The organism is Streptomyces sediminimaris, assembly GCF_047049295.1.
GTDB lineage: Bacteria > Actinomycetota > Actinomycetes > Streptomycetales > Streptomycetaceae > Streptomyces > Streptomyces sediminimaris.
The window spans coordinates 4040001-4062814 of sequence record NZ_JBJWOT010000001.1; the positions used below are offsets into that span (position 1 = coordinate 4040001).

Annotated in this window: 13 protein-coding genes and 1 rRNA gene (1 of these 14 only partly in view); 7 read left to right on the forward strand and 7 right to left on the reverse strand. The window is 73.5% G+C overall.

What is annotated here, in order from left to right; all coding sequences use genetic code 11:
• Window positions 1–26, reverse strand: a 16S ribosomal RNA gene (locus ACJ9NR_RS18675); it reaches 1500 nt to the left of the window's first position.
• Between the two features lie 563 nt (window positions 27–589).
• Window positions 590–1138 (reverse strand): MarR family winged helix-turn-helix transcriptional regulator, encoded by a 549-nt coding sequence (locus ACJ9NR_RS18680; protein WP_412488710.1) that lies wholly within the window; start codon window positions 1136–1138, stop codon window positions 590–592.
• Window positions 1139–1260: 122 nt separating this feature from the next.
• On the opposite strand from ACJ9NR_RS18680, the gene ACJ9NR_RS18685 reads away from it, so the two are divergent.
• The gene (locus ACJ9NR_RS18685) at window positions 1261–2535 is read left to right on the forward strand and encodes an MFS transporter (RefSeq protein ID WP_412488869.1); all 1275 of its coding nucleotides are present in this window, start codon (window positions 1261–1263) and stop codon (window positions 2533–2535) included.
• A 7-nt stretch (window positions 2536–2542) separates the two neighbouring features.
• On the opposite strand, the gene ACJ9NR_RS18690 is transcribed toward ACJ9NR_RS18685, so the two are convergent.
• Both ACJ9NR_RS18690 and ACJ9NR_RS18695 read right to left on the reverse strand, forming a co-directional pair.
• The gene (locus ACJ9NR_RS18690) at window positions 2543–4195 is read right to left on the reverse strand and encodes an ATP-binding SpoIIE family protein phosphatase (RefSeq protein ID WP_412488711.1); all 1653 of its coding nucleotides are present in this window, start codon (window positions 4193–4195) and stop codon (window positions 2543–2545) included.
• 221 nt (window positions 4196–4416) lie between these two features.
• On the reverse strand, window positions 4417–5796 hold the full coding sequence (locus ACJ9NR_RS18695) for an NAD(P)/FAD-dependent oxidoreductase (RefSeq protein ID WP_412488712.1): 1380 nt from the start codon (window positions 5794–5796) through the stop codon (window positions 4417–4419).
• Between the two features lie 383 nt (window positions 5797–6179).
• Here ACJ9NR_RS18695 and ACJ9NR_RS18700 point away from each other — a divergent pair, with 383 nt between their 5' ends.
• Entirely contained in the window at window positions 6180–6956 is a 777-nt protein-coding gene (locus tag ACJ9NR_RS18700) for a TetR/AcrR family transcriptional regulator (RefSeq protein WP_412488713.1), read from the forward strand.
• Between the two features lie 386 nt (window positions 6957–7342).
• Window positions 7343–9361 carry a sigma-70 family RNA polymerase sigma factor gene (locus ACJ9NR_RS18705; protein WP_412488714.1) on the forward strand — a complete coding sequence of 673 codons (2019 nt, stop codon included), beginning with the start codon at window positions 7343–7345 and terminating at the stop codon, window positions 9359–9361.
• Window positions 9362–9480: 119 nt separating this feature from the next.
• Here the strand turns inward: ACJ9NR_RS18705 and ACJ9NR_RS18710 are convergent, their stop codons facing one another.
• Window positions 9481–13134 (reverse strand): ATP-binding protein, encoded by a 3654-nt coding sequence (locus tag ACJ9NR_RS18710; protein ID WP_412488715.1) that lies wholly within the window; start codon window positions 13132–13134, stop codon window positions 9481–9483.
• Between the two features lie 499 nt (window positions 13135–13633).
• Window positions 13634–15733 (reverse strand): asparagine synthase-related protein, encoded by a 2100-nt coding sequence (locus ACJ9NR_RS18715; protein WP_412488716.1) that lies wholly within the window; start codon window positions 15731–15733, stop codon window positions 13634–13636.
• A gap of 683 nt (window positions 15734–16416) precedes the next feature.
• On the opposite strand from ACJ9NR_RS18715, the gene ACJ9NR_RS18720 reads away from it, so the two are divergent.
• The 4 genes from ACJ9NR_RS18720 (at window position 16417) to ACJ9NR_RS18735 (ending at window position 21696) form a co-directional block, all read left to right on the forward strand.
• Window positions 16417–17841 carry an NsdA family TPR-like regulatory protein gene (locus ACJ9NR_RS18720; RefSeq protein ID WP_412488717.1) on the forward strand — a complete coding sequence of 475 codons (1425 nt, stop codon included), beginning with the start codon at window positions 16417–16419 and terminating at the stop codon, window positions 17839–17841.
• A 70-nt stretch (window positions 17842–17911) separates the two neighbouring features.
• Window positions 17912–19132, forward strand: coding sequence for an L-2-hydroxyglutarate oxidase (lhgO, locus tag ACJ9NR_RS18725; RefSeq protein ID WP_412488718.1), 1221 nt, complete (start codon window positions 17912–17914; stop codon window positions 19130–19132).
• 239 nt (window positions 19133–19371) lie between these two features.
• Complete coding sequence (gene trmB / locus ACJ9NR_RS18730) at window positions 19372–20241, forward strand: tRNA (guanosine(46)-N7)-methyltransferase TrmB (protein ID WP_412488719.1); 870 nt, start codon at window positions 19372–19374, stop codon at window positions 20239–20241.
• Window positions 20242–20313: 72 nt separating this feature from the next.
• The gene (locus ACJ9NR_RS18735; protein ID WP_412488720.1) at window positions 20314–21696 is read left to right on the forward strand and encodes a PrsW family intramembrane metalloprotease; all 1383 of its coding nucleotides are present in this window, start codon (window positions 20314–20316) and stop codon (window positions 21694–21696) included.
• A gap of 91 nt (window positions 21697–21787) precedes the next feature.
• On the opposite strand, the gene ACJ9NR_RS18740 is transcribed toward ACJ9NR_RS18735, so the two are convergent.
• Window positions 21788–22810, reverse strand: a complete 1023-nt coding sequence (locus ACJ9NR_RS18740) for a M23 family metallopeptidase (protein ID WP_412488721.1) — start codon at window positions 22808–22810, stop codon at window positions 21788–21790.
• Window positions 22811–22814 lie beyond the last annotated feature (4 nt).

Sequence of the window (22814 nt, forward strand, 5' to 3'; positions counted from 1 at the left end):
TGAGCCAGGATCAAACTCTCCGTGAATGCTTCCCCGTCATCGGGGCGACACACACGAGAGCGGTGCGAGAGGAGGAATAATCCCCCCGCACACAGCGTCCTCGCTGTGTATTTTTTCAAAGGAACCTCGCCCCGACCGTATGGCCGGAGACGGGGTATCAACATATCTGGCGTTGACTTTTGGCACGCTGTTGAGTTCTCAAGGAACGGACGCTTCCTTCGTACTCACCCTCTCGGGCTTTCCTCCGGGCGCTTCCCTTCGGTCTTGCGTTCCCGACTCTATCAGAACCTTTCGGCGTCTGATTCCCAGTCAGAGGGGGTTGCCTTCCCGGCCGTTGGGCCGTTCCGACGTCTCAAACCTTAGCTGATCCGCTCGGCGATTCCCAATCGGGCCGCCCAGTCCCACGTGGAAATGAATTCGGGCACGCCGAAATCAACCCGAGTGGGAGATCGTGCTTTGGTTAGGTTTGCCGCTGACGCGGCGGGAGGTGCTGCCGGAGAACCGTTACGGCCCCGTGGCAACCCGAAGAACTTTACGGATCCACAGAGGGCCTGTCAAGCGCTCGGTGTCAAGATCTTTTCTTGGGGCCTCAGTCCAGGTCGGTGAGGCGTCCGCCGGCATCCGGCTGGGCGTGCTCCACCCGGCGCAGGAGGCGGGTGAGGACCTCGCCCAGGGCGGTGCGGTCCTCCTGGGAGAGGTCCTGGAGGAGGTCCTCCTCGAAGACCGTGGCGAGGCGCATCGCCTCCAGCCACTTCTCGCGGCCGTCCGCGGTCAGCTCCACGATCACCCGGACGCGGTTGGACTCGTCCCGCTCGCGGGTCACCAGTCCCTCACCGACCATGCGGTCGATCCGGTGGGTCATCGCGGCCGGTGTCAGACCGAGGCGCTTGGCGAGGTCGCTCGGACCCAGGCGATAGGGGGCGCCGGAGAGCACCAGCGCCTTGAGGACCTCCCACTCGGCGTTGCTGATGCCGAGCGCGGCGGTCTGGCGGCCGTAGGCGACGTTCATGCGGCGGTTCAGCCGGGAGAGTGCCGAGACGATCTTCTCGACCTGGGGATCGAGGTCCTGGAACTCCCGCTGGTATGCGGCGATCTGCTCTTCGAGGGTCGGCTCCGTGACGCCGGGGGTCTCGGCCATGGGCGCAGTATGACACGCGCCTCCTTTGCCTCGAAGTCCTTGAATGTGTACTCTTTAGGATTGAACTTTAGCTTCTAAGTCTTCATTCCTAACTCGTGAGAGAGGTGAACGTGACCAGGGCGATGGGCGCAGCGATGCGCCGGATCCACGTGGGTAACGCACTCAGCGCGTTCGGGCTCGGCTTCACCGTCCCGTACCTGTACGTCTACGTGGCGCAGGTGCGGGGCCTTGGAGCCATGACGGCGGGGCTCGTCCTCGCCGTCTTCGCCGTGGCCGCGCTGGTCGTGCTGCCGTTCGCCGGGCGCGCCATCGTCCGGCGCGGTCCCCGGCCGGTCCTGCTCGCCGCCCTGGCCACGGCTGCCGTAGGAGCGATGAGCCTGGGACTGGCGGGGACCCGGACGGCCGTACTGCTGTCGGCGGCCGCGCTCGGCGCCGGTCAGGCCGTGATGCAGCCCGCGCTCGCGACGATGATCGTGGACTGTTCCACGGCCGACACGCGCTCGCGCGCCTTCGCCGTGCAGTTCTTCCTGCAGAACCTCGGGCTCGGCGTCGGCGGCCTCATCGGCGGCCGTCTCGTCGACGCTACGCGCGTCGACTCCTTCACCCTGCTGTTCTCGATCGAGGCCGCGGTCTTCCTGCTGCTCGTCGGCGTGATGGCGACCGTGCGCGTGCCGAGGGCGCCGCGGATCGCGGGTGCGCCCGCCCCGTCGGCCAGGGGCAGCTGGCAGCAGCTGCTCGGGAACCGGGCCATGGTGCAGCTGTGCGTGCTGGGCTTCGTGCTGTTCTTCGCCTGCTACGGGCAGTTCGAGTCGGGGCTGAGCGCCTACGGCGTCGAGGCCGCCGGGATCTCGACGTCCGCGCTGGGCACCGCGCTGGCCGCCAACACGCTGATGATCGTCGTCGCGCAGTTCGCCGTGCTGCGGTTCGTCGAGCGGCGCCGGCGGTCGCGGGTGATCGCCGGGGTCGGGCTGATCTGGGCCGTGGCGTGGATCGCGGCCGGGTACGCCGGGCTGGGGCACGGCAGCCGGGAGATGGCGACGGCGGCGTTCGTGTCGACGTACGCGCTGTTCGGGCTGGGGGAGGCGATGCTGTCGCCGACCGTCGCCCCGCTGGTCGCCGATCTCGCCCCGAGCGGGATGGCCGGGCAGTACAACTCCGCCTTCGCCCTGGTGAAGCAGCTGGCGCTGGCCGTGGGGCCGGCCGTCGGCGGGCCGATGGGGGCCTCGCTGCACGCGCCGTACGTCGTGACGTTCCTGCTGTTCTCGCTGGGCATCACCGCCCTCGCCCTGCGGCTGGGGCGGCGGCTCACCGCCGTACAGGATCAGCCGTGGTCGGTGCGGAGCCGGGTGGTCGCGCGTGGTGGGGCGCCCGCGGAACCGGTGGCCGCGGAGGCGTAGGCGGCGCTCAGCCCGCGCTCCTCGGCAGGACGAACTCGCACCAGACGGCCTTTCCACCCCCCGGCGTGCGCCGCGACCCCCAGTTGCCGGCGATGGTCGCGACGATCGCGATGCCCCTGCCGGACTCGTCGACCGGCTCCGCGCGGCGCCGGCGGGGGAGGTGGTCGTCCCCGTCGGTGACCTCGATGATCAGGCGGCGGTCGGTACGGCGCAGGCGCAGGCGCATGGGGGGTGTGCCGTGCTGGAGGGAGTTGGCGACCAGTTCGCTCGCCGCCAGCACGCCCAGGTCGTGCAGCTCGGACGGGAACCGCCAGCTCGTCAGCACCCCGGAGGCGAACGCACGCGCGCGTGGGGCCGCTTCGACGCCGCCGAGGAGCTCCAGGGCGGCGTTGCGGAACAGGTCGCTGTCCGGGCCGGTGCGGGCCGGGTGCTGGAGGACGAGGACGGCGACGTCGTCGTCGTGGTCCGCGGTGACGCCCGCCGAGCGGACCAGGCGGTCGCAGACGACCTGGGGCGTGCCCGTCGCGCCCGCGAGGGCCCGCTCCAGGGAGGCGATGCCCTCGTCCAGGTCCTCGTCCCTGCGTTCGACCAGGCCGTCGGTGTAGAGCACGGCCGTGGCGCCGGGGCCCAGCGGGACCGAGCCCGAGGCGTGCATCCAGCCGCCCGTGCCGAGCGGCGGGCCGGTGGGTTCGTCGGCGCGCAGGACCGTGCCGCTGTCGTCGCGGACCAGGATCGGCAGGTGGCCGGCGGAGGCGTACACCAGGCGGCCCTCGTTCGGGTCGTGGATGGCGTAGACGCAGGTGGCGATCTGGTTGGCGTCGATCTCGGCGGCGAGGCCGTCCAGGAGCTGCAGGATCTCGTGCGGGGGCAGGTCGAGGCGGGCGTAGGCGCGGACCGCCGTGCGGAGCTGGCCCATGACGGCCGCGGCGCGGACCCCCCTGCCCATCACGTCGCCGATGACCAGGGCCGTGCGGCCGCCGCCGAGGGTGATGACGTCGTACCAGTCGCCGCCGACCGCGGCCTCCGTGCCGCCGGGCTGGTAGGTGGCCGCGATGCGCAGGTCGTCGGGCTGTTCCAGCTCCTGGGGCAGCAGCGAGCGCTGGAGCGTGACCGCCGTCTCGCGCTGGCTGCGTTCGCTGGCGCGGAGGCGTTCGGCGGCTTCGGCGTGGTCGGTGACGTCGGTGGCGAAGACCAGCACGCCGGCGTCGTCCCCCTCGGTGACCGGGGTGCAGGTGAAGGTGTAGGAGCGGCCGTCGGGGGCCTTGCGGGACTTCAGGGTGCGGGGTCTGCCGCTGCGCAGGACCTGGTCGAGGAGCGGGAGCAGGCCCAGTGCGTCGAGTTCCGGGAGCGCGTCGCGGGTGGGCTCGCCCAGGGGGCGTACGCCGAAGGCCGCCACATAGGCGTCGTTGACGTAGGCGACGCGGTGGTCGGGGCCGTGGACCAGGGCGACGAGGGCGGGGACGCGGTCGAGGACCTCGCGGACGGGGAGGTCGTCGACGGCCGGCACGGGCGCGTGCGCGTCGGTGAGCCGTTCGGCGCGGGCCGCGGGGACGGCGCTCGCGGTCTCGGCCGGCCGGTCGGGGGCGATCGTGTGGTCGCTCCGCCCCGCGGTGCGGCGCTGCGTTCCGGGGAGCCGGGCGCTCCAGCGCGTGAAGTTCACGAATCCTTGCCTCGTGTCGTCGTCTTCGGCGTCTTGGACCGGCTCCGGACCCGGCCGGAGGGCTGGGGGGCGACGCCCCCGGGATGCAGCACGATGGGAAGAGCCTCTGGGTGCGGGGGCGAGCGTCTGCTCGCCCATGGGGCGGGGTCAGTCTGGCAGTGTTGCCTACCGGGGCGACATCCGTGGGACGTTCACCCGGTCGGCGGAGTTCCTGGGTCCGGTCAGGACGACCCCTTCGGGTCGCCGGAGGGGTCGGACGGAGGCTTTGCACCGGCCGCGAGTTCGAACTCCGCCCGCGGGTGTTCGAGTGACCCGAGGGAGACGATCTCCCGCTTGAAGAGGCCCGAGAGCGTCCATTCGGCCAGGACGCGGGCCTTGCGGTTGTAGGTGGGCACCCTGCTGAGGTGGTAGACGCGGTGCATGAACCACGCAGGGTAGCCCTTCAGCTTGCGCCCGTAGAGGTGGGCGACGCCCTTGTGCAGGCCGAGGGAGGCGACCGAGCCGACGTACTTGTGGGAGTACGTCTCCAGCGGCTCGCCGCGCAGCGCGTGCGCGATGTTGTCGCCGAGGAGTCCGGCCTGGCGGACCGCGTGCTGGGCGTTGGGGGCCGTCGTCGCGTCCGGTCCGGCCGCGGTGACGTCGGGGACGGCGGCCGCGTCCCCCGCCGCCCACGCGTGCGTGGCGCCGTCGACGGTCAGCTGCGGGGTGCATCTCAGCCGGCCCCGGCCGTCGCGGGGCAGGTCGGTCGCGGCGAGGAGTGGATGGGGCTTCACGCCGGCCGTCCAGACGACCGTGCGGGTCGGGAAGCGGGCGCCGTCGCTGAGCACTACTACCCGGTCCGCGCAGGACTCCAGGCGCGTGTGCAGGCGTACGTCGATGTTGCGGCGGCGCAGTTCGGTGACCGTGTAGCGGCCCATCTCCTCGCCGACCTCGGGCAGGACGCGGTCCGATGCCTCCACGAGGATCCATTTCATGTCCTCGGGCTGCACGTTGTGGTAGTAGCGGGTCGCGTAGCGCGCCATGTCCTCGAGTTCGCCGAGCGCCTCGACCCCGGCGAATCCGCCGCCGACGAAGACGAAGGTGAGCGCCGCGTCGCGGATCTCGGGGTCGCGGGTGGAGGAGGCGATGTCCATCTGCTCGATGACGTGGTTGCGCAGGCCGATGGCCTCCTCGACCGACTTGAAGCCGATGCCGTGCTCGGCGAGGCCCGGGATCGGCAGGGTGCGCGAGATCGAGCCGGGCGCCAGGACGAGTTCGTCGTACGTCAGCTGCTCCGGGCCCGCGCCCTCCTCCTCGGTGGCGAGTGTGGTGAGGGTGGCGGTCCGCTTGGCGTGCTGGATCGACCGCACCTCGCCGACGACGACGTGGCAGTGCTTCAGGACGCGGCGCAGCGGCACGACGACGTGGCGCGGCGAGATGGCCCCGGCCGCCGCCTCGGGAAGGAAGGGCTGATACGTCATGTACGGGTCCGGAGTGACGACGGTGATGTCGGCCTCGCCCCGCCGCAGTTCCTGTTTCAGCCTCTGTTGCAGGCGCAGGGCCGTGTACATCCCGACGTAGCCGCCGCCGACAACGAGAATGCGCGCACGTTCCTTCACCATCCCATGACGCACCCGGCGCTTGAGTTTGTCCACAGCCCCGACAATTTGTGTGACCGCGGGCCCAGGACGCCCAGAGTTGGCCGAATTGCCCGAGTGCCCGGAAGCGCCGCAGGTCAGCGGGTGTGCGCCTGGTGACCTTGGGGGGCGCAATCGGGACGTATGCGGCCCGTGCTCCGATCGGGGGGCGCTCTGTGCGGAACCTGCCCCTTCTGAATTGACCCCCGCTCAACTATGTTCGTGTGTCGACGGGGTGTAGGGGGATGCGCTCATCGCTCACCGGGTCCGCGAGGGGCGGGCCGGTGAACCGGGCATGTTCCCGCGCTCCGGCCAACCGATGGCGGGGAGAGTCTCCGGGGGGAGACGTCATTACCGGGGGAACGCTTATGCATGTTCAGGACTCTCATTGGTCGTCCGCGTCCGCGCTGACGGCGGGCGGCATGGTGAACGCTGCGGCGAGCGACGGACGCGGGGACGGATCGCGTACGGCGCCGCTGCGCGTGGACGCACAGCGCAATCTGGAGCACGTCCTGCGCGCCGCGCGGGAGGTCTTCGGCGAACTGGGCTACGGCGCACCGATGGAGGACGTGGCGCGGCGGGCGAGGGTGGGTGTGGGGACCGTGTACCGGCGGTTCCCGAGCAAGGACGTCCTGGTGCGGCGGATAGCCGAGGAGGAGACCTCCCGGCTGACGGAGCAGGCCAGGGCGGCGCTCGGCCAGGAGGACGAGCCGTGGTCGGCGCTCTCGCGCTTCCTGCGGACCTCGGTGGCCTCGGGCGCCGGGCGGCTGCTGCCGCCGCAGGTGCTGCGGGTCTCGGTCACCGACGACGGCGGCAGGCGCTCCGACGGCACGGTGTTCGACGAGGCCCGGGTGCCGCAGCAGCGGATACAGCCCGGCTCCGGCGAGCTGCGGCTGGTCTCCGAGGGCGCTTCGAAGGCCGTGGACGAGGACGACACGGGCGCGGGCGCGCTGCTCGAGGTCGTGGGCCGGCTCGTGGAGCGGGCGCGCGCGGCCGGTGAGCTGCGGGCCGATGTGTCGGTGTCGGACGTCCTGCTGGTCATCGCCACGGCGGCCCCCTCGCTGCCGGACCCGGCACAGCAGGCGGCCGCCTCGGCACGGCTGCTGGACATCCTGCTCGAGGGGCTGCGGTCGCGGCCCGCCTGACGCGAGGCGCGGACACGGTGGCGATGGGGCGGGGACGCGGGGGCAGGGGTGCGATCGCCGCGCGGCCCCGCGCGGCCCCGCGGCCTGCGGGCGCCGGGGCCACCGGGCGTCGGGACGACCAGGCGCCCGGGCGGCTGTGGGCCGTCCGACGCCGGTGAGGCTTCCCTGCCGGCCGACCGCCGGGGACGTCCGGCATGCCGCCCAACTGCCGTCTGCTGAACGTCGAACGAGCCTTCCCCGAATAGGGGACGCCCAGTACTACCGCACGACAAGTCCCCACGGACGGGTGGATGGTCCGCCTTGCGGGGTCCTGAACAAAATCCAATATGGCACTCTGACCCGGTGTTCGTGACTGGTGGGTCGGGCGGCGGCAGGGGCGTTCCGCGATGAGCGTTGACGGGCGGGACGAGTCGCCGGACGACGGTGACGAGGAGGCCGGCGGGCCGCCGCAGGTGCCGAGTCAGGGCGGAAGGGCGGGCACGCCCAAGGCGGGCGGCCCCCCGGAGACCGTCATTCCCATGCAGGGCGGCGAGCCCGCCGGGCCGCTCGGAACGACCGGGCCGGTCGGAACCGCGGGACCCCTCGGATCCGCCGGGCCCGGCAGGCCCGCCGGATCGGCCGATCCGGCCGATCCGGCCGAGGGCACCGTCCCGGCGCAGCGCGACCTGCACGAGGACAGCGTCCTGCCCCCGCCGAGGGATTTCCCGCCGTCCGACGCCGACCTGATCGTCCGGATGCGCTCCGGCGACGACACGGCGTACGAGGAGCTGTACCGGCGCCACGCGGACGCCGTGCGCCGTTACGCCCGCACCTGCTGCCGCGACGCCCACACCGCGGACGACCTCACGGCCGAGGTCCTCGCCCGCATGCTCCAGGCCGTACGCGGCGGTCACGGCCCGGAGCACGCCGTACGCGCGTATCTGCTCACCAGCGTCCGGCGCGTGGCCGCGAGCTGGACGAAGTCCGCCAGGCGGGAGCAGCTGGTCGACGACTTCGCCGTCTTCGCCGCGCAGGCCGCGCGCTCCTCGGAGGTCTCCGACGACGACACACTCGAACTCGGCGCGGACGTGCGCGCGATGCAGGTGGCCGAGCAGTCCATGGCCATGCAGGCCTTCCGGTCGCTGCCCGAACGCTGGCAGGCCGTGCTGTGGCACACCGAGGTCGAGGACGAGTCGCCGAGCGCCGTCGCCACGCTCTTCGGGCTGGACGCCAACGGCACCCGCGTGCTCGCCAGCCGTGCCCGCGAGGGCCTGAAGCAGGCCTATCTCCAGGCCCACGTCAGCGCCGCGCTCGCCGACGACGAGGAGTGCGCCCGCTACGCCGACCGGCTCGGCGCCTACGCCCGCGGCGGACTGCGCACGCGTGCCGAGCGGGGGCTGCGCAAGCACCTGGAGGAGTGCGCCAAGTGCCGTCTGGCCGCGGGGCAGATCAAGGAAGTCGCGGGAGGTATCCCCGGTGTCGTGCCGGTCGCGGTCATCGGCTGGTTCGGTGCCGCCGGGTACGCCAAGGCGGCCGCGCTCATCGCCGGCGGCACGGGAGCAGGCGCGGCGGGCGCGGCCGCGGCGGCGGGCGGCGGTTCGTCCGGCGGCGCGGGCGCCGGTGGCGCGGCGGTCTCCGAAGGGCTCGGCGCGCCGGCGAAGGCCGGCCTCGCCGCGGCCGCCGTGGTCGCCGCGGCGGGCGTGGCCGTCGCCCTCGCGCTGTCCGGCGGCGACGCCCCGGCCAGGAAGCAGGACGCCAAGCCGCCGGTCTCCACGCCGTCCGTCCGTCCGGCGTCGCCGAAGCCCGCGCCGCCGAAGAAGAAGCCCGCGCCGAAGCCGCCGGTGGTTCCGGTGTCGGCTTCCCGGTCGGTACCGGCTCCGGCACCGACCACCCGGCCGAAGCACACCCCGAAGCCGTCCGCCACACCCGAGCCGAAGCCGAGACCGAGCCCGAAGCCCACCCCCACGCCGACGCCGACTCCCCCACCGGCCCCGGTGGTCTACGAGTGGAGCACGCTGGCCTACGACCTCAACGGCGACGGCACGAAGCCGGAGATGCGGCTCGGCGGGAGCAGCTGGGTCTGGCAGCGGTACGGCATGTCGATCGCCGGCAAGCGCTACGCGCGCGGCGTGACCGTGCACGGCGATTCCTCCGTCACGATCGACCTCAACCGCACCTGCTCCAGCTACGACGCCGTGGTGGGCGTCGACGACATGACCCTGGGGCTCGGCACGGTCTCCTTCTCCGTCTACGCCGACGGTGTCCCGCTGTGGCGGTCCGGGATGCTCCGGGGCGGCGACCCCGCTGTCCCGGTCCATGTGAACCTGGCCGGGCACAGGACCGTACGGCTGGTCGTCTCGCCACGGAGCGGCTTCGACTCCCTGACGCTGGCGGACTGGGCCGAGTCGAGGTTCAGCTGCTCGTAGTCGACCTGCTCGCAGTCCACCCGGTCGCAGTCCACCGGCCGTAGTCCACCCGGCCGTAGTCCACCCGGCCGTAGTCCACCCGCTCGTAGTCCACCTACATGTTGTCCACCCGTCGTGGTTCACCGGCGGGCGCGCACGGCCGCGTCGAGTTCGGCGAGGACCGCCTCGACGGTGAGGGGTCTGCCCCGGGCGGACTCCGCGGCGTACTCCTCGGCGCTCAGCGCGGCGCGGGCGGCCGTCTCGGCGCGTTCGGCCTCGGCGCGCTCCGGCATGGGGCGCGGCGCACCGTCACGCCAGTTCTCTCCGGCGGCGAGCAGGCGGACCGCGCGCGGATGGTCCCCGAGATCGGACAGCAGGACCGCCGCGGTGTCCACGAGGGTCGCCGTGATCACGTCGGCGCACCGCTGGTCCACCGCCTCGCGGATGGTGAGCGCCAGCTTCGGCAGACCACGCTCCGGGCCGGTCTCGGCGACCGTCACCATGGTGTCGACCGCGCTCAGCATCACCATGAACTGCGGCGGCGGTGTCCCGCGCCCGGTCTCCACGCGCGCCGCGTCGGCCATCTCCCGCGCGCGGGCGGTGTCCTTCTCGTCCAGCGCGAGCTGGGCACGCATCAGCAGCAGGAACGCCCTGGTGTCCGGCACGCCGTACCGGTCGGCGGCAGTGGTCGCCTCGTCCAGCCCGCGCAGGGCGCTCGCACGGTCGCCCGCGCGGTAGGCGATCTCGGCGAGCCGGGCCATCAGGAACGGCGTCTCGGCGTACGCCCCCACCTCGTAGGCGAGCCGCAGGGCCTCCTCGTACTCGCCCCTGGCCTCCTCCAGCCTGCTGCGGGCCATCGCGGCCTCACCGGCCGCGCTGCACACCTGGGCGCGCATCCAGCGGTCGCCGACGCGGCGGCTCAGCAACCTGAGCTCCGCGAGGTCCTCGTCGACGCCCTTCAGGCCGCCCGGTGAGTCGACGGCCATGTGTGTGCGGAACATCAGGGACACGCCGACCGCCCAGTCGTCGCCGTGCACACGGCAGTTGGCCACCGTTTCGTCCAGGGCGGCGCGGGCGTCCGCCGAGCCGAGGACGTACGTGGCCAGCGGCCAGGCGATGCCCGGCAGGCGGGCCGCGTCCGGACCGCCCCGCGCGAAGTGGTCCCGCAGCCGGGTGATGTACTCACGCATCCGGTCGTCCAGGGCACCCTCGTCCATCCGCTCGGTGTCCGACCTGAGGAACACGTGCAGCATCCGGAGGTTCATCCGCAGGGCGTGCCGCGGGTGGTCCGATTCACCGTGCGGGGCGGCGAGGAAGGCGTCCACGGGGTCGATCGGGGTGGACGGCTCGATCGGGGTGGACGGCTCGATCGGGGCGGGCGGCTCGATCGCGGCGGGCCGGTCGACCGGGACGCGCGGGTCGACCGGGACGTTCGTCCGACCGGCGGTGAGGGATGAGGCGGCGGGACGCCCGCCCGGGACGGCGGACTGCCGGTCCGGGGCGGCGGACTGCCCGTCCGAGATGACGGACTGCCCGTCCGAGAGGGCGGGACGGCCGTCTCCCGCGGCGGCCCCGTCCGCGGCAGTGCGCTGCCCGTCCGCGGCGGCGGAGTGCCCGTCCACGGCAGCAGAGTGCCCGTCCACGGCGGCGGAGTGCGCGTCCAGGGTCGCGCCCAGGCGCAGGATGCGGTCCAGCCAGTCGATGGCCTCGGGGCGGTAGTTGCGCAGCCAGCAGAACCAGCCCATGTTCAGCGCGAGGGCCCCGGCCTCCTCCTCGTCGCCGCAGGCGACCGCGCGGTGGAAAGCCGCACGGATGTTGTCCAGCTCCGTCTCCAGGCGGGAGATCCACGGGAGTTGGTCGGCGGAGCGCAGCAGCGGCTCGGCCTTCTCCACCAGCGCCCGCGCCCACGCGCGATGCCGGCGCTCGGCCTCGGCGCGCACCTGGGGGACTTCGGCGGCACGCTCCACGGCGTACTCGTGGATGGTCTCCAGCATGCGGTACCGCATGCCGGCGGATCCGTCCCGGTCGTACGACGCGCTGGAGCCGTCCCGGTCGTACGGCGTACCGGAGCCGTCCCGGTCGTACGGCGTACCGGTGGCGTGCGGGGTGGCCACGATCAGGGACTTGTCGACGAGCGCCCCGACGAGGTCGGCCGCCGGGCCGGTGCACACGGCCTCCGCCGCCGCGAGGTCCCAGCCGCCGGCGAACACGGAGACCTCGCGCAGCACCGTGCGCTCCCGCTCGTCGAGCAGTTCCCAGGACCAGTCGACGACCGCGCGCAGGGTCTGCTGGCGGGGCAGGGCCGTACGGCTGCCCGAGGTGAGCAGGCGGAAGCGGTCGTCGAGCCGGTCGGCGATCTGCCGCGGCGTGAGCAGCCGCAGCCGGGCCGCGGCCAGCTCGATGGCGAGCGGCAGGCCGTCCAGGCGGCGGCAGATCTCGGCCACCGCCTCCCGGTCGCGCAGCAAGGCCTGCGCGTCGGGACGGACGGCGCGGGCTCGGTCCTCGAAGAGGCGCAGCGCCTGCTCCGGGACGAGGGGTTCGACCGGTCGCACCGACTCGCCGGGGACGCCCAGGGGTTCACGGCTGGTGGCGAGGACCGTGAGGCCGGGGCAGCGGGTGAGCAGCGTCTCGGCGAGGGTGGCCGCCGCTTCGACGACATGTTCGCAGTTGTCGAGGATCAGGAGCTGGCTGCGCGGGGCGCAGTACTCGACGAGCAGGGCGACCGGGTCGTCCTGCGGGGCCGTCAGTTCGGTGGTCATCAGCACGGTCTCGCGCAGACCGAGCGCGCTGACCACCGCTCCTGGCACCGCCTCCGGCCGGTCGAGCGGGGCCAGCTCGACCAGCCACGCCTGCGGAAGCCCGGCGGCGGCCTCCTCGGCGAGGCGGGTCTTGCCGGAGCCGCCGGGACCGGTCAGGGTGACGAGTCTCGCCCTGTGCAATTCGGAACGAATGGCGTCGAGTTCGGGTTCCCGGCCCACGAAAGAGGTAAGGCGCGGACGGAGGTTGCCGGTGCGGGCCGGGTCGGCGGCCGGCGGGTGCGCGGAGGGGCGCGGGCCCTCTGGCCGGGGTGCCTGCGGGGGCGGGGCGAGCAGTTCGTGGTGCAGGGCGCGCAGCCCGTGGCCCGGGTCGGTGCCCAGGCCCTCGGCCAGCGCGCGGCGCGCGGTCTCGTACGCGGCGAGGGCGTCCGCGGTGCGGCCCGTGTCGCGCAGGGCGCGGATGAGGAGGGCGTGCAGCGGCTCGTCGTACGGGTACGCCGTGGTCAGCTCCCTCAGGGCCGGAACGGCGGCGTGCGCGCGGCCCAGGCGCAGGTCGGCGTCGAGGCGGGCGCGGGTCGCCTCGAGGTGCAGGGCCTCCGCGCGGGTCGCGGCGGTGCGGTCGGGGAGGTCGGCGAGGGCGGGACCGCGGTACAGGGCGAGGGCCTGTGCCAGGGTGTGCGCCGCGGTCCGCGGATCGGCCCGGTCCAGGGCCGTCGTGCCCTGCCGCACCAGTCGCTCGAAGACGAACAGGTCCACGTCCTCCTCCGTCGCCTCCAGGCGGTAGCCGCCGGGGGCGGAGGTGATCGTGTCCCTGCCCAGGGCGCGGCGGAGGCGGGCGATCAGGGCCTGGAGGGCGGCGGGGGCGTCGTGGGGCGGGGTGTCCGACCAGATCTCGTCGATGAGGGTGTCGGGCGTGGTGATCCGGCCCGGCCGGAGCGCGAGGGCGGTGAGGAGGGTGCGGAGGCGGGGGCCGGGAACGGGCACGGCTGTGCCGTGATCGTCCTCGGCCTGGGTGACGCCCAGGATCTTGTACCGCACCGGGTCATTGTCGCCGGGGAGGCGGGAGCGCGGCACGGGGTTTCACCGCGGCACGGGGTTTCACCGCGGCACGGGGTTTCACCGCGGCACGGGGTTTCACCGCGGCACGGGGTTTCACCGCGGCACGGGGTTTCACCGCGGCACGGGGTTTCACCGCGGCACGGGGTTTCACCGCGGCACGGGGTTTCACCGCGGCACGGGGTTTCACCGCGGCACGGGGTTTCACCGCGGCACGGGGTTTCACCGCGGCACGGGGTTTCACCGCGGCACGGGGTTTCACCGCGGCGGGTGGTTTCGGGCGCGCCGCCCCTGCCGCTGCGCCGAGAGCGCCGACTCCCACGGGGAATCGGTCCGGCCCGGGAAGCCGTCCCGCGCCATGACCGCCTGTCTCCGCCTGCCTCCGCCTGTCTCCGCCTGCCTCCGCCTGTCTCCGCCTGCCTCCGCCTGCATCCGCCTGCATCCGCCTGCATCCATCCGAACCGCAGCGATCCGGCCCCGTCTACGCGACCCCCGCTCCCCCGCCGGAGGCCAGCGCCCCCCTCTGCGGATGGATCCCCGCCGGTACCGCCCTCTGGCGGGCCGGGGTGCCTGTCCAGCAGGTGCCTCGGCGGGCCAGGAGGCGGCGCAGCCAGAGTTCGAGGGAGACCAGGTCGGCGAGACCGTCCAGGGGGAGGGGTTCGCCGGCCGCCGCCGCGCGGAGGGCTTTGCGGACCGTGCGGGCCTCGACCAGGCCCGCCTCCGCCAGGAGCGGGGTGTCGAAGAGGGCCATCAGGGAGTCGGCGGCCACCCGGAGGCCGGTGCGGGCCGCCACGGCGGCCGAGGCGTGGGAGGGGGCGCCCCAGCCGGGCGGGAGGTCGCTGACGCCGGCGCCCTCCAGGACCGTGCGCAGGATGGCGGCCCGGGCACCCGGCTGGACGCGCAGGGCCTCCGGAAGGGTCTGGCAGGCGCGTACGACCTGGTTGTCGAGGAAGGGCGCGTGCAGCCGCTGCGAGCGGATCTCGGCCGCCTGCTCCAGGACGCGCAGGTCCGCCGCGTGGCGGGCCAGGGCCGCACGCGCGCGGTAGTCGCCGGGACGCTGGCCGGGACCCACGCCCGAGCGACCCGTGGACGCCTGCAGGCGAACCGATACTTCAGCCAGGGCCTCGCCGGTCAGCCAGCGTGCCGCGGGGCCCGGTCTGGCCCATGCGAGGGCCGCCAGGGACGCTCCGACGGGGCCCCCGGGCTCGTCGAAACGGCGCTGCAGCAGACGGTCGGCGAGCGATTCCAGGCCCGCGCGGTAGGGGGTGCGGGCCAGTCGGCGGGCCGCTCCGTACACGCGCGCGGGGACCATCACCGAGCCGTCCGCCTTGGCGAGCGCGGCCACGGGACGTACGAGGTGGCGGCGCTTGCGGTCCATCAGGAGGTCGGCCAGGCGCGCCGGGTGGGCGTCCAGGACCTGGCGGGCGCCGTAGCCCGTGAAGTGGTCGGCGCTGCCCGAGGCCAGCCGCGCCCGGTGCCGCGCCGCCGTGACCAGGCACTGGCCCGGTTCGTCGGTCAGCGGGCCGTCCAGTTCGGCGTACGGGAGCGCCTCCTCGCCGCCGGTCACCACCACGTGGTGCAGCCGCGGGTTGGCCGCGAGGTCTCCCGCCCGCTCCAGTTCGGCCTCCCGGCCGCCGACCGCCAGGTCGTTGAAGGTGACCGCCAGCAGGCGCTCCCCCGCGCCCGTGCCGTGGCCCAGGACCGTACCCGGCATCCCGGGCAGGCCCGCGGCGAGCAGCGCCAGGGTGCCGGAGGCCGGGCCGCCGGAGAGATCCGCGCCGATGCCCGCGACCGGCATCCCGCGTGCGGCACGCCGCTCCGCCGGGCCCATGCCGGGCACCGGGCCGGGGTCCATGTCGGTCCCGGGGACGTGCCTGGGCGCCGACAGACGCGCGCGTACCGCGTCCACCAGGGCGTCGCGCACGGCGTCCACCGCGCTGTCCGGGTCCGCCGAGGGCGCCGCCACCGCGAGGGAGGCGACCGGCTCGTAACCGGCGATCTCGCGCGCTCCGGTGCGCAGGATCAGTGCGTGCCCCGGCGGTACGCGGCGCACGCCGTCGTAGGGCGTGGAGTCGTGCAGCGCGGCCGGCACGTCGGGGGCGGCCAGCAGCGCGGCGAGGTGGCCGAAGTCGAGGTTGGCCTCGATGAGGTCGGCGAGCGGGAGGGCAGCCGTGGCGTAGGCCGTGCCGTCCGCCCAGGGCGTGTAGAAGACGGGGCGGGCGCCCGCGAGATCGCCGCAGACGGTGATCCTGCGGCCGACCTGGACGATCGCCGTGTAGCTGCCCGGCCATGCCGTCAGATGCCTCAGGGCGCCTCCGCGCGCGGCGAACAGCCCGACGCGCAGTTGCTCGTCGGAGGCCGCGCAGGTGCCGAGGACCGCGATCCGGGTCTGCGCGTCGGCCTTCACCACCCGCACCTCGTCGGGGCGCCAGTCGCCGACCGCCCAGAGGGGGTCGGGGTCGCCCCACAGGAGCTGGGAGCCCACCGGGTGCAGGGTCTCGCCGGCGTCTCCGGTGGCCCCTGCGGAGGCGAAATCCAAAGCCCCCGCTGCGGTGCTGCTCCACCCCACCAACCACCGCATCGACGCCTCCACAGGCTGTGGACAACCAGTGCACCGTACGAACTGGTTCCCCATGCTGCCATGAAGGGCGCACGCTGGAGGGGCCCTGGGGCGGCTTGTGCTCCCCGGAACGCGCCGGGGCGCTCACCCTTGCGAGCGGGGGAACACCCGTACGCGACAGGGCCGCTGCGACGCGAATGCGCCCCCGGAACGCTCCCCGAGAACGCCCTTCGCGCCGTCAAGTTCCATGGTGAGGGCGGTATTTGCGCGGGGAACACGGGGTCGATTTTCGGCCAAATACCGGGCGGAGGCGCAGGCGTCGACACGCTCCGTACAGGCCCTGCGCGGCGCGTCACGCGCGCGCAGCCCGGGAGACGGAGTTCGCCCCCCGGGCCCGTCCGCCGCCCGCGGGGATGGTGGCGGCGGTGTCCCCCAGCCCACTGGATCCAGTACAGCGGGCCGACCCACGCACCATCCATGGAAGCGCTCCCCGGGTGGCCGGAGAAGAGCGCACGGGCGGGCGCACGGCCACACAGCGGGGGCACGGCGCAACTGCGCGTATCGGACCCGCACTTCCGCGCGGACCACAATCCCGCCATCCGGAGTTATGCCCCTTAACGCTTGGGATGCGGCGAACTACGCTGGGTTTACGAATGCCGCGTGGTTATGCCAGCGCGGCAGCCGTCTGTGTCGAGGGGTGGCGCATGTCCAGGGAGCAACGCGGGCCGAACGAGAAACTCGGCGCCGTTCTCGCCCTCGCGGGAATCAGCAACGCAGGCCTCGCGCGACGCGTCAACGATCTTGGCGCTCAACGCGGGTTGACACTTCGCTACGACAAGACCTCGGTGGCGCGCTGGGTTTCGAAGGGCATGGTGCCGCAGGGCGCCGCGCCGCATCTCATCGCCGCCGCGATCGGCCAGAAGCTCGGCCGCCCGGTGCCGCTCCACGAGATCGGCCTGGCGGACGCGGATCCCGCGCCCGAAGTCGGGCTCGCCTTTCCCAGGGACGTAGGACAGGCGGTGCGGTCGGCGACGGAGCTGTACCGCCTCGACCTCGCCGGGCGCCGGGCCGGCTCCGGTGGCATCTGGCAGTCGCTGGCCGGATCGTTCGCAGTAAGCGCGTACGCGACCCCCGCCTCGCGATGGCTGATAACACCGGCCGACAGCTCGGTGGCGCGCGAGGCGAACCCCGCCGAGGGTTCGGGCGCACCGCTCAAAGTCGGCCACAGTGACGTGCAGAAGCTGCGGGAGGCCGCAGAGGACGCCAGGCGCTGGGACTCCAAGTACGGAGGCGGCGACTGGCGTTCGTCCATGGTGCCGGAATGCTTACGGGTGGAGGCGGCACCGCTGCTGCTCGGCTCGTACTCGGACGAGGTGGGGCGGGCACTGTTCGGTGCCTCGGCCGAACTCACGCGCCTGGCCGGGTGGATGGCCTTCGACACGGGCCAGCAGGAGGCCGCGCAGCGGTACTACATCCAGGCGCTGCGCCTCGCGCGCGCGGCGGCCGACGTCCCCCTCGGGGGCTATGTGCTGGCATCGATGTCGCTGCAGGCGACGTACCGCGGCTTCGGCGACGAGGGCGTCGACCTCGCGCAGGCCGCCCTGGAGCGCAACCGGGGCCTGGCGACCGCCCGCACCATGAGCTTCTTCCGCCTCGTCGAGGCACGCGCCCACGCGCGCGCGAGTGACGCGCAGGCCGCGGGCGCCGCGCTGAAGGCCGCGGAAGGGTGGCTGGAGCGGTCCCGGGAGGGCGACAACGACCCGAGCTGGCTCGGCTTCTACTCCTACGACCGGTTCGCCGCGGACGCGGCCGAGTGCTATCGGGACCTGAAGGCTCCGCGTCAGGTGCGCCGCTTCACGGAGCAGGCGCTGTCGAAACCGACGGAGGAGTTCGTACGGTCGCACGGGCTGCGGCTGGTCGTCTCGGCCGTCGCGGAGCTGGAGTCCGGCAACCTCGACGCCGCCTGCGAGCAGGGCGTGCGGGCGGTGGAGGTCGCGGGGCGCATCTCCTCGGCCCGCACCACCGAGTACGTGAAGGATCTCCTGCACCGGCTGGAGCCCTACGGGGACGAGCCGCGGGTGGTGGAGCTGAGGGAGCGGGCCAGGCCGCTGCTGATGGCGCCGGCGTGAGGTGCGCCGCCCTCCGCGGTCCCGCGTTTGAAGTGACTGTCAGTGGCGCAGTGCACTATCGGATGCGGAGGTGGTGCAGGTGCGGGCGGAGATCGCGTACGACTGCGACGTGCTGGTGATCGGTGGCGGGATCGTCGGGCTGTCGACGGCGTTCGCGATCACGCGTGCCGCGCCGGGGACCCGGGTGACGGTGCTGGAGAAGGAGCCGGGGCCGGCCCGCCACCAGACGGGGCGCAACAGCGGGGTCATCCACAGCGGGATCTACTACCGGCCCGGCTCGCTCAAGGCGCGGTACGCGGTGCGGGGCGCCGCCGAGATGGTGAAGTTCTGCGCCGAGTACGGCATCGCGCACGCCGTCACCGGCAAGCTCATCGTCGCCACGCGGCGGGAGGAGCTGCCCCGGCTGCACGCCCTGGTGCAGCGCGGCCGGGAGAACGGCATACCGGTGCGCGAGCTGGGCGGCTCCCAGATCGAGGAGTACGAGCCGGAGGTGCGCGGCCTTGCCGCGATCCACGTCGGGACGACCGGCGTGTGCGACTTCGTGGGCGTGGCCCGGCAGCTCGCCGAGGCGTCCGGGGCGGACATCCGCTACGGGGCGCGGGCCGAGCGGATCGACCGGCGGCCGGAGCTCGGGGTCGCGGTGCGCACGCGGGCCGGCGACGTCGTACGGGCGCGGGTGCTGGTGAACTGTGCCGGGCTGTACTGCGACGAGGTGGCGCGGCTGACCGGGGACGACCCGGAGATGCGGATCGTGCCCTTCCGCGGGGAGTACTACGAGCTGGCGCGGCCCGGGCTGGTGCGGGGGCTGGTGTATCCGGTGCCGGACCCGGCGTTCCCGTTCCTCGGGGTGCACCTCACGCGCGGGATCGACGGGGGCGTGCACATCGGGCCCAACGCGGTGCCGGCCCTCGCCCGCGAGGGATACGGATGGGGTGTCGTACGGCCGCGCGAGGTGGCCGGGACGCTCGGGTGGCCCGGGGCGTGGCGGATGGCGCGGCGGCACTGGCGCTATGGCACGGGGGAGATGCGGCGGTCGCTGTCCAAGGCGGCGTTCACGGCGGCGGTGCGCAGATTGCTGCCCGCGATCGAGAAGGACGATCTGGTGCCCACGGACGCGGGGGTGCGGGCGCAGGCCGTCCTGCGGGACGGGTCACTGGTGGACGACTTCCTGATCAAGGAGGGCGCACGGGCCGTCCACGTGCTGAACGCGCCCTCGCCCGCGGCGACCGCGTCGCTCCCGATCGGACGGGAGGTGGCCAGGAGAGCGCTGTCGATGCTCGGGACGGTCTGAGGAGAGGAGGAGAGCCCTGACGACGCTCGGGACAGTCGGAGGAGAGCCCTGACGACGCTCGGGACAGTGCGAGGAGGGCGCGCTGGTGATGCTTTGGACGGTCTGAAGAAGGCGCGCTGTGATGCTCGGGACGGTCTGAAGAAGGCGCGCTGTGATGCTCTGGACGGTCCGGAGCGTGCCCTGTGCCACAGAGCCGTCGCTGCCGCCGGCCCCGTCGCCCCCGTAAAATCGGCTCCACTGTGTCTGACTCGCTCAATGCCTCCGAAGTCCCCCGGCCCGCCGCTCCCGCCCCCGGTCAGCCGGGCGAGCACGCGCCCGCCCCCGGCGCGTCCGTCAGGCACACCAGGGCGAAGGGGGAGCCGCGGTTTCCCGACGGGCCGAAGGCCGACCCCGCGGGAGCGCATTTCGAGCGGCGGATCCGGAGCTTCCAGCCGCGCCGCAGCCGGGTGACCGCCGGGCAGGCGGACGCGCTGCAGCGGCTGTGGCCGAAGTGGGGACTGGACATCGACGGGCGGGGGCCGATCGACCTCGCCGAGCTGTTCGGCAACACCCGTCGCGTCGTGCTCGAGATCGGTTTCGGGATGGGCGAGGCGACCGCGCGGATGGCCGCCGCGGACCCTGGGACGAACGTCCTCGCCGTGGACGTGCACACCCCGGGCCAGGGCCATCTGCTCAACCTCGCCGACCGCAGCGGGCTCACCAACGTCCGGGTGGGCAACGGCGACGCCATCATCCTGCTGCGCGAGATGCTCCGTCCGGACTCGCTGGACGGGCTGCGTGTGTACTTCCCCGACCCCTGGCCCAAGAAGCGGCACCACAAGCGGCGGCTGATCCAGCCGGAGTTCCTCGACCTCGTGGCGGCCCGCGTCGGACCCGGCGGCATCGTGCACTGCGCGACCGACTGGGAACCGTACGCCGAACAGATGCTCGAGGTGCTCACCGCACACCCCGCGTTCGAGAACACACAGGCGGACGGTGGTTTCGCGCCGCGTCCCGGCTTCCGGCCGCTGACCCGTTTCGAGAGCCAGGGTCTGGAGAAGGGACATGTCGTGAACGACCTGCTCTTCCGTCGCGCACAGCACCACCTCCACCCCCCCGCCGGCGCCTGAACCCCCCTTCGGCCGTACGGGCCATCCGACGTACCGTCGCGGGCGGCGCCCTGCCTCGTTAGGGTCAATGCCGTGGCCACCAGTCCCCCGTACCCGACGCATCCGCCGCAGCCCGGCGGTCCGGCCGGTGGTGCGCTCGGGCCCGCCCACTGGTGGCAGTGCGGATGGGTGCGGTACGCGGCGCTCAGCACTCTTCTCGCGCTCTCCGGGCTCGTCATCCTGGCCCTGGTGCGCGAGCAGACCGGCACCGAGGGATTCCTGGTCGGGCTGGGGCTGGCCGTGCTGCCCGTGCCCCTGCTCATAGCCGCCTTCCGCTGGCTCGACCGCGTCGCCCCCGGCCCCTGGCGCAACCTGCTGTTCGCCTTCGCCTGGGGAGCCTGTGCGGCGGCGCTGATAGCGATCGTCGCCAACAGCTTCGCCACGAGATGGATAGAGACCGCGACGGCCGATCCGTCCAGTGCCGACACCCTCGGTGCGACCGTGATAGCGCCCATCGTCGAGGAGTCGGCGAAGGCGGCCGCCGTCCTCCTCGTCTTCCTGTTCCGCAGACGGGACTTCACCGGGATCGTCGACGGCGTGGTCATCGCCGGTGTCACCGCCACCGGCTTCGCGTTCACCGAGAACATCCTCTATCTGGGCACCGCCTTCGGCACCGACCAGCTCACCGGGGAACGCGGCATCGCCTCCGTCACCGCCGCGACGTTCTTCGTCCGCGTCATCATGTCGCCGTTCGCCCACCCGCTCTTCACCGTCCTGACCGGCATCGGCTTCGGCCTCGCCGCGCTCTCGCCGGAGCGCCGGCGTCTGCGGCGGGTCCTGGTCCCGCTCTCCGGCCTGCTGCTCGCGATGGCCATGCACGCGATCTGGAACGGCTCGTCGACCTTCGGCGAGTACGGGTTCTTCGCCGTCTACGCCGCCTTCATGGTCCCGGCGTTCGGCCTGCTGACCTGGCTGGTGATCTGGACGCGCCAGCGCGAACTGCGCACCGTGCGCGAGGAACTGCCCGCCTACGCCGTCGCCGGCTGGCTCTCCCCCGCCGAACCCTACGTCCTCGGCTCGATGCGGGCCCGCCGGCTGGCCCGCGACTACGCCGCCCACCACGGCGGCCGGCCCGCGGCACGCCAGGTCACCCAGTACGAGGCGTACGCGACCTCACTGGCCTTCCTGCGGCACCGGGGCCGGCGCGGCCGGGCCGGGGAGGACTTCGTCGTCAGGGAACGGGAGTTGCTGTTCGAGCTGTGGCGGCGGCGTGACGTGGCACGTCCGGCGCTGGACTACGCCGCGCGTGCCACGGCGCCCGCGGCACCGGCGGTCGCGCCGCCATGGCCGGCGTACGGGACCTACGGCGCGTACGGCGCGTACGGGACGTACGGGTACCCGGCGACGCCGTACACCGCGTACAAGCCGTACACCGCGTACAAGCCGTACACCCCGTACAACCCGTACCAGTCCTGAGAGCCGGCGCCGGGTCGGGCCGGGCCGGGCCGGGCCGGGGCGACCCCGGTCACCGGGGCGCCGTGGGTCCGTCCTCGGACAGTGGCCTGGCTCAGGGGTTGAGGCCCTTGCCGCGCAGCCAGGTCATCGGGTCGACGGCCTGGGCCTGGCCGTTCGGGTGGACCTCGAGGTGGAGGTGGGGCCCGGTCACGTTGCCCGTGGCGCCGACCCGTCCGATGACCTCGCCCGTGCTGACCTTCTGGCCCACGCTCACGCTGATCGACGACTGGTGGCAGAACCACAGCTCCGTGCCGTCGTCGAGGGTCAGGACCGTGCGGTAGCCGTAGGAGCCGGCCCAGCCGGCCTGGGTGACGGTGCCGCTGTGGACGGCCTTGATGAGCGTGCCCGTGGGAGCGGCGAAGTCGAGGCCCGTGTGGTAGCCGGAGGACCACATGGAGCCGGCCTGCCCGAAGGTGCCGGTGATCGTGTAGGACACGACCGGAAGGCGGTACTCCTTGGCCAGTTCGGCCAGCCGCGCGGCCTCGGCGGCCTTCTTGGCGGCGGCCTCGGCCTTCTCCTTGGCGGCGGCGGCCTTGGCCGCGGCGTCCTTCTCCGCCTTGGCGGCGGCGGCCTCGGCCTGCCGCGCGATGGCGGCCTCGGTGACGGTCTGGGCCTTGCTGTCCACCTGGACCTGCTGGCTCTCGGCCTGCGCCATGATGCGGTCGCGCAGCGCCTCACCGGCGTCCTGGGCGCCCTGCTCGGTCTCCTCGGTGGTCACTCCGACGGTGCTGAGCGCGGTGGCCGAGCCCTTGGCGGCGTCGGAGGAGCCGCCGAACATGTGGCCGACGGAGCCCAGGTCGGGCATGGAGATGGAGACCGGCGGCTTGCCGGTGTTCGCGCTGGCCATGCCGCCCGCGCCGACGGCCGCTATGACGCCGACACCGAGAACCGTGGAGCTGCGGGCGAGCCCGCCGCCACGCTGCTTGGCGACACGGTGCCGGCCGCGAACGGGACGGAGGGACTCCTCGGTGGGGTTCCACTCCTCCCACGGACCCTCCTCGGAGGGACCGGCGAAGCCGAAGGGCTCGGTGCTCGGCACGAACGGTGCTGCCGGGGCAGGCGGGTTGGACGCCACGTGG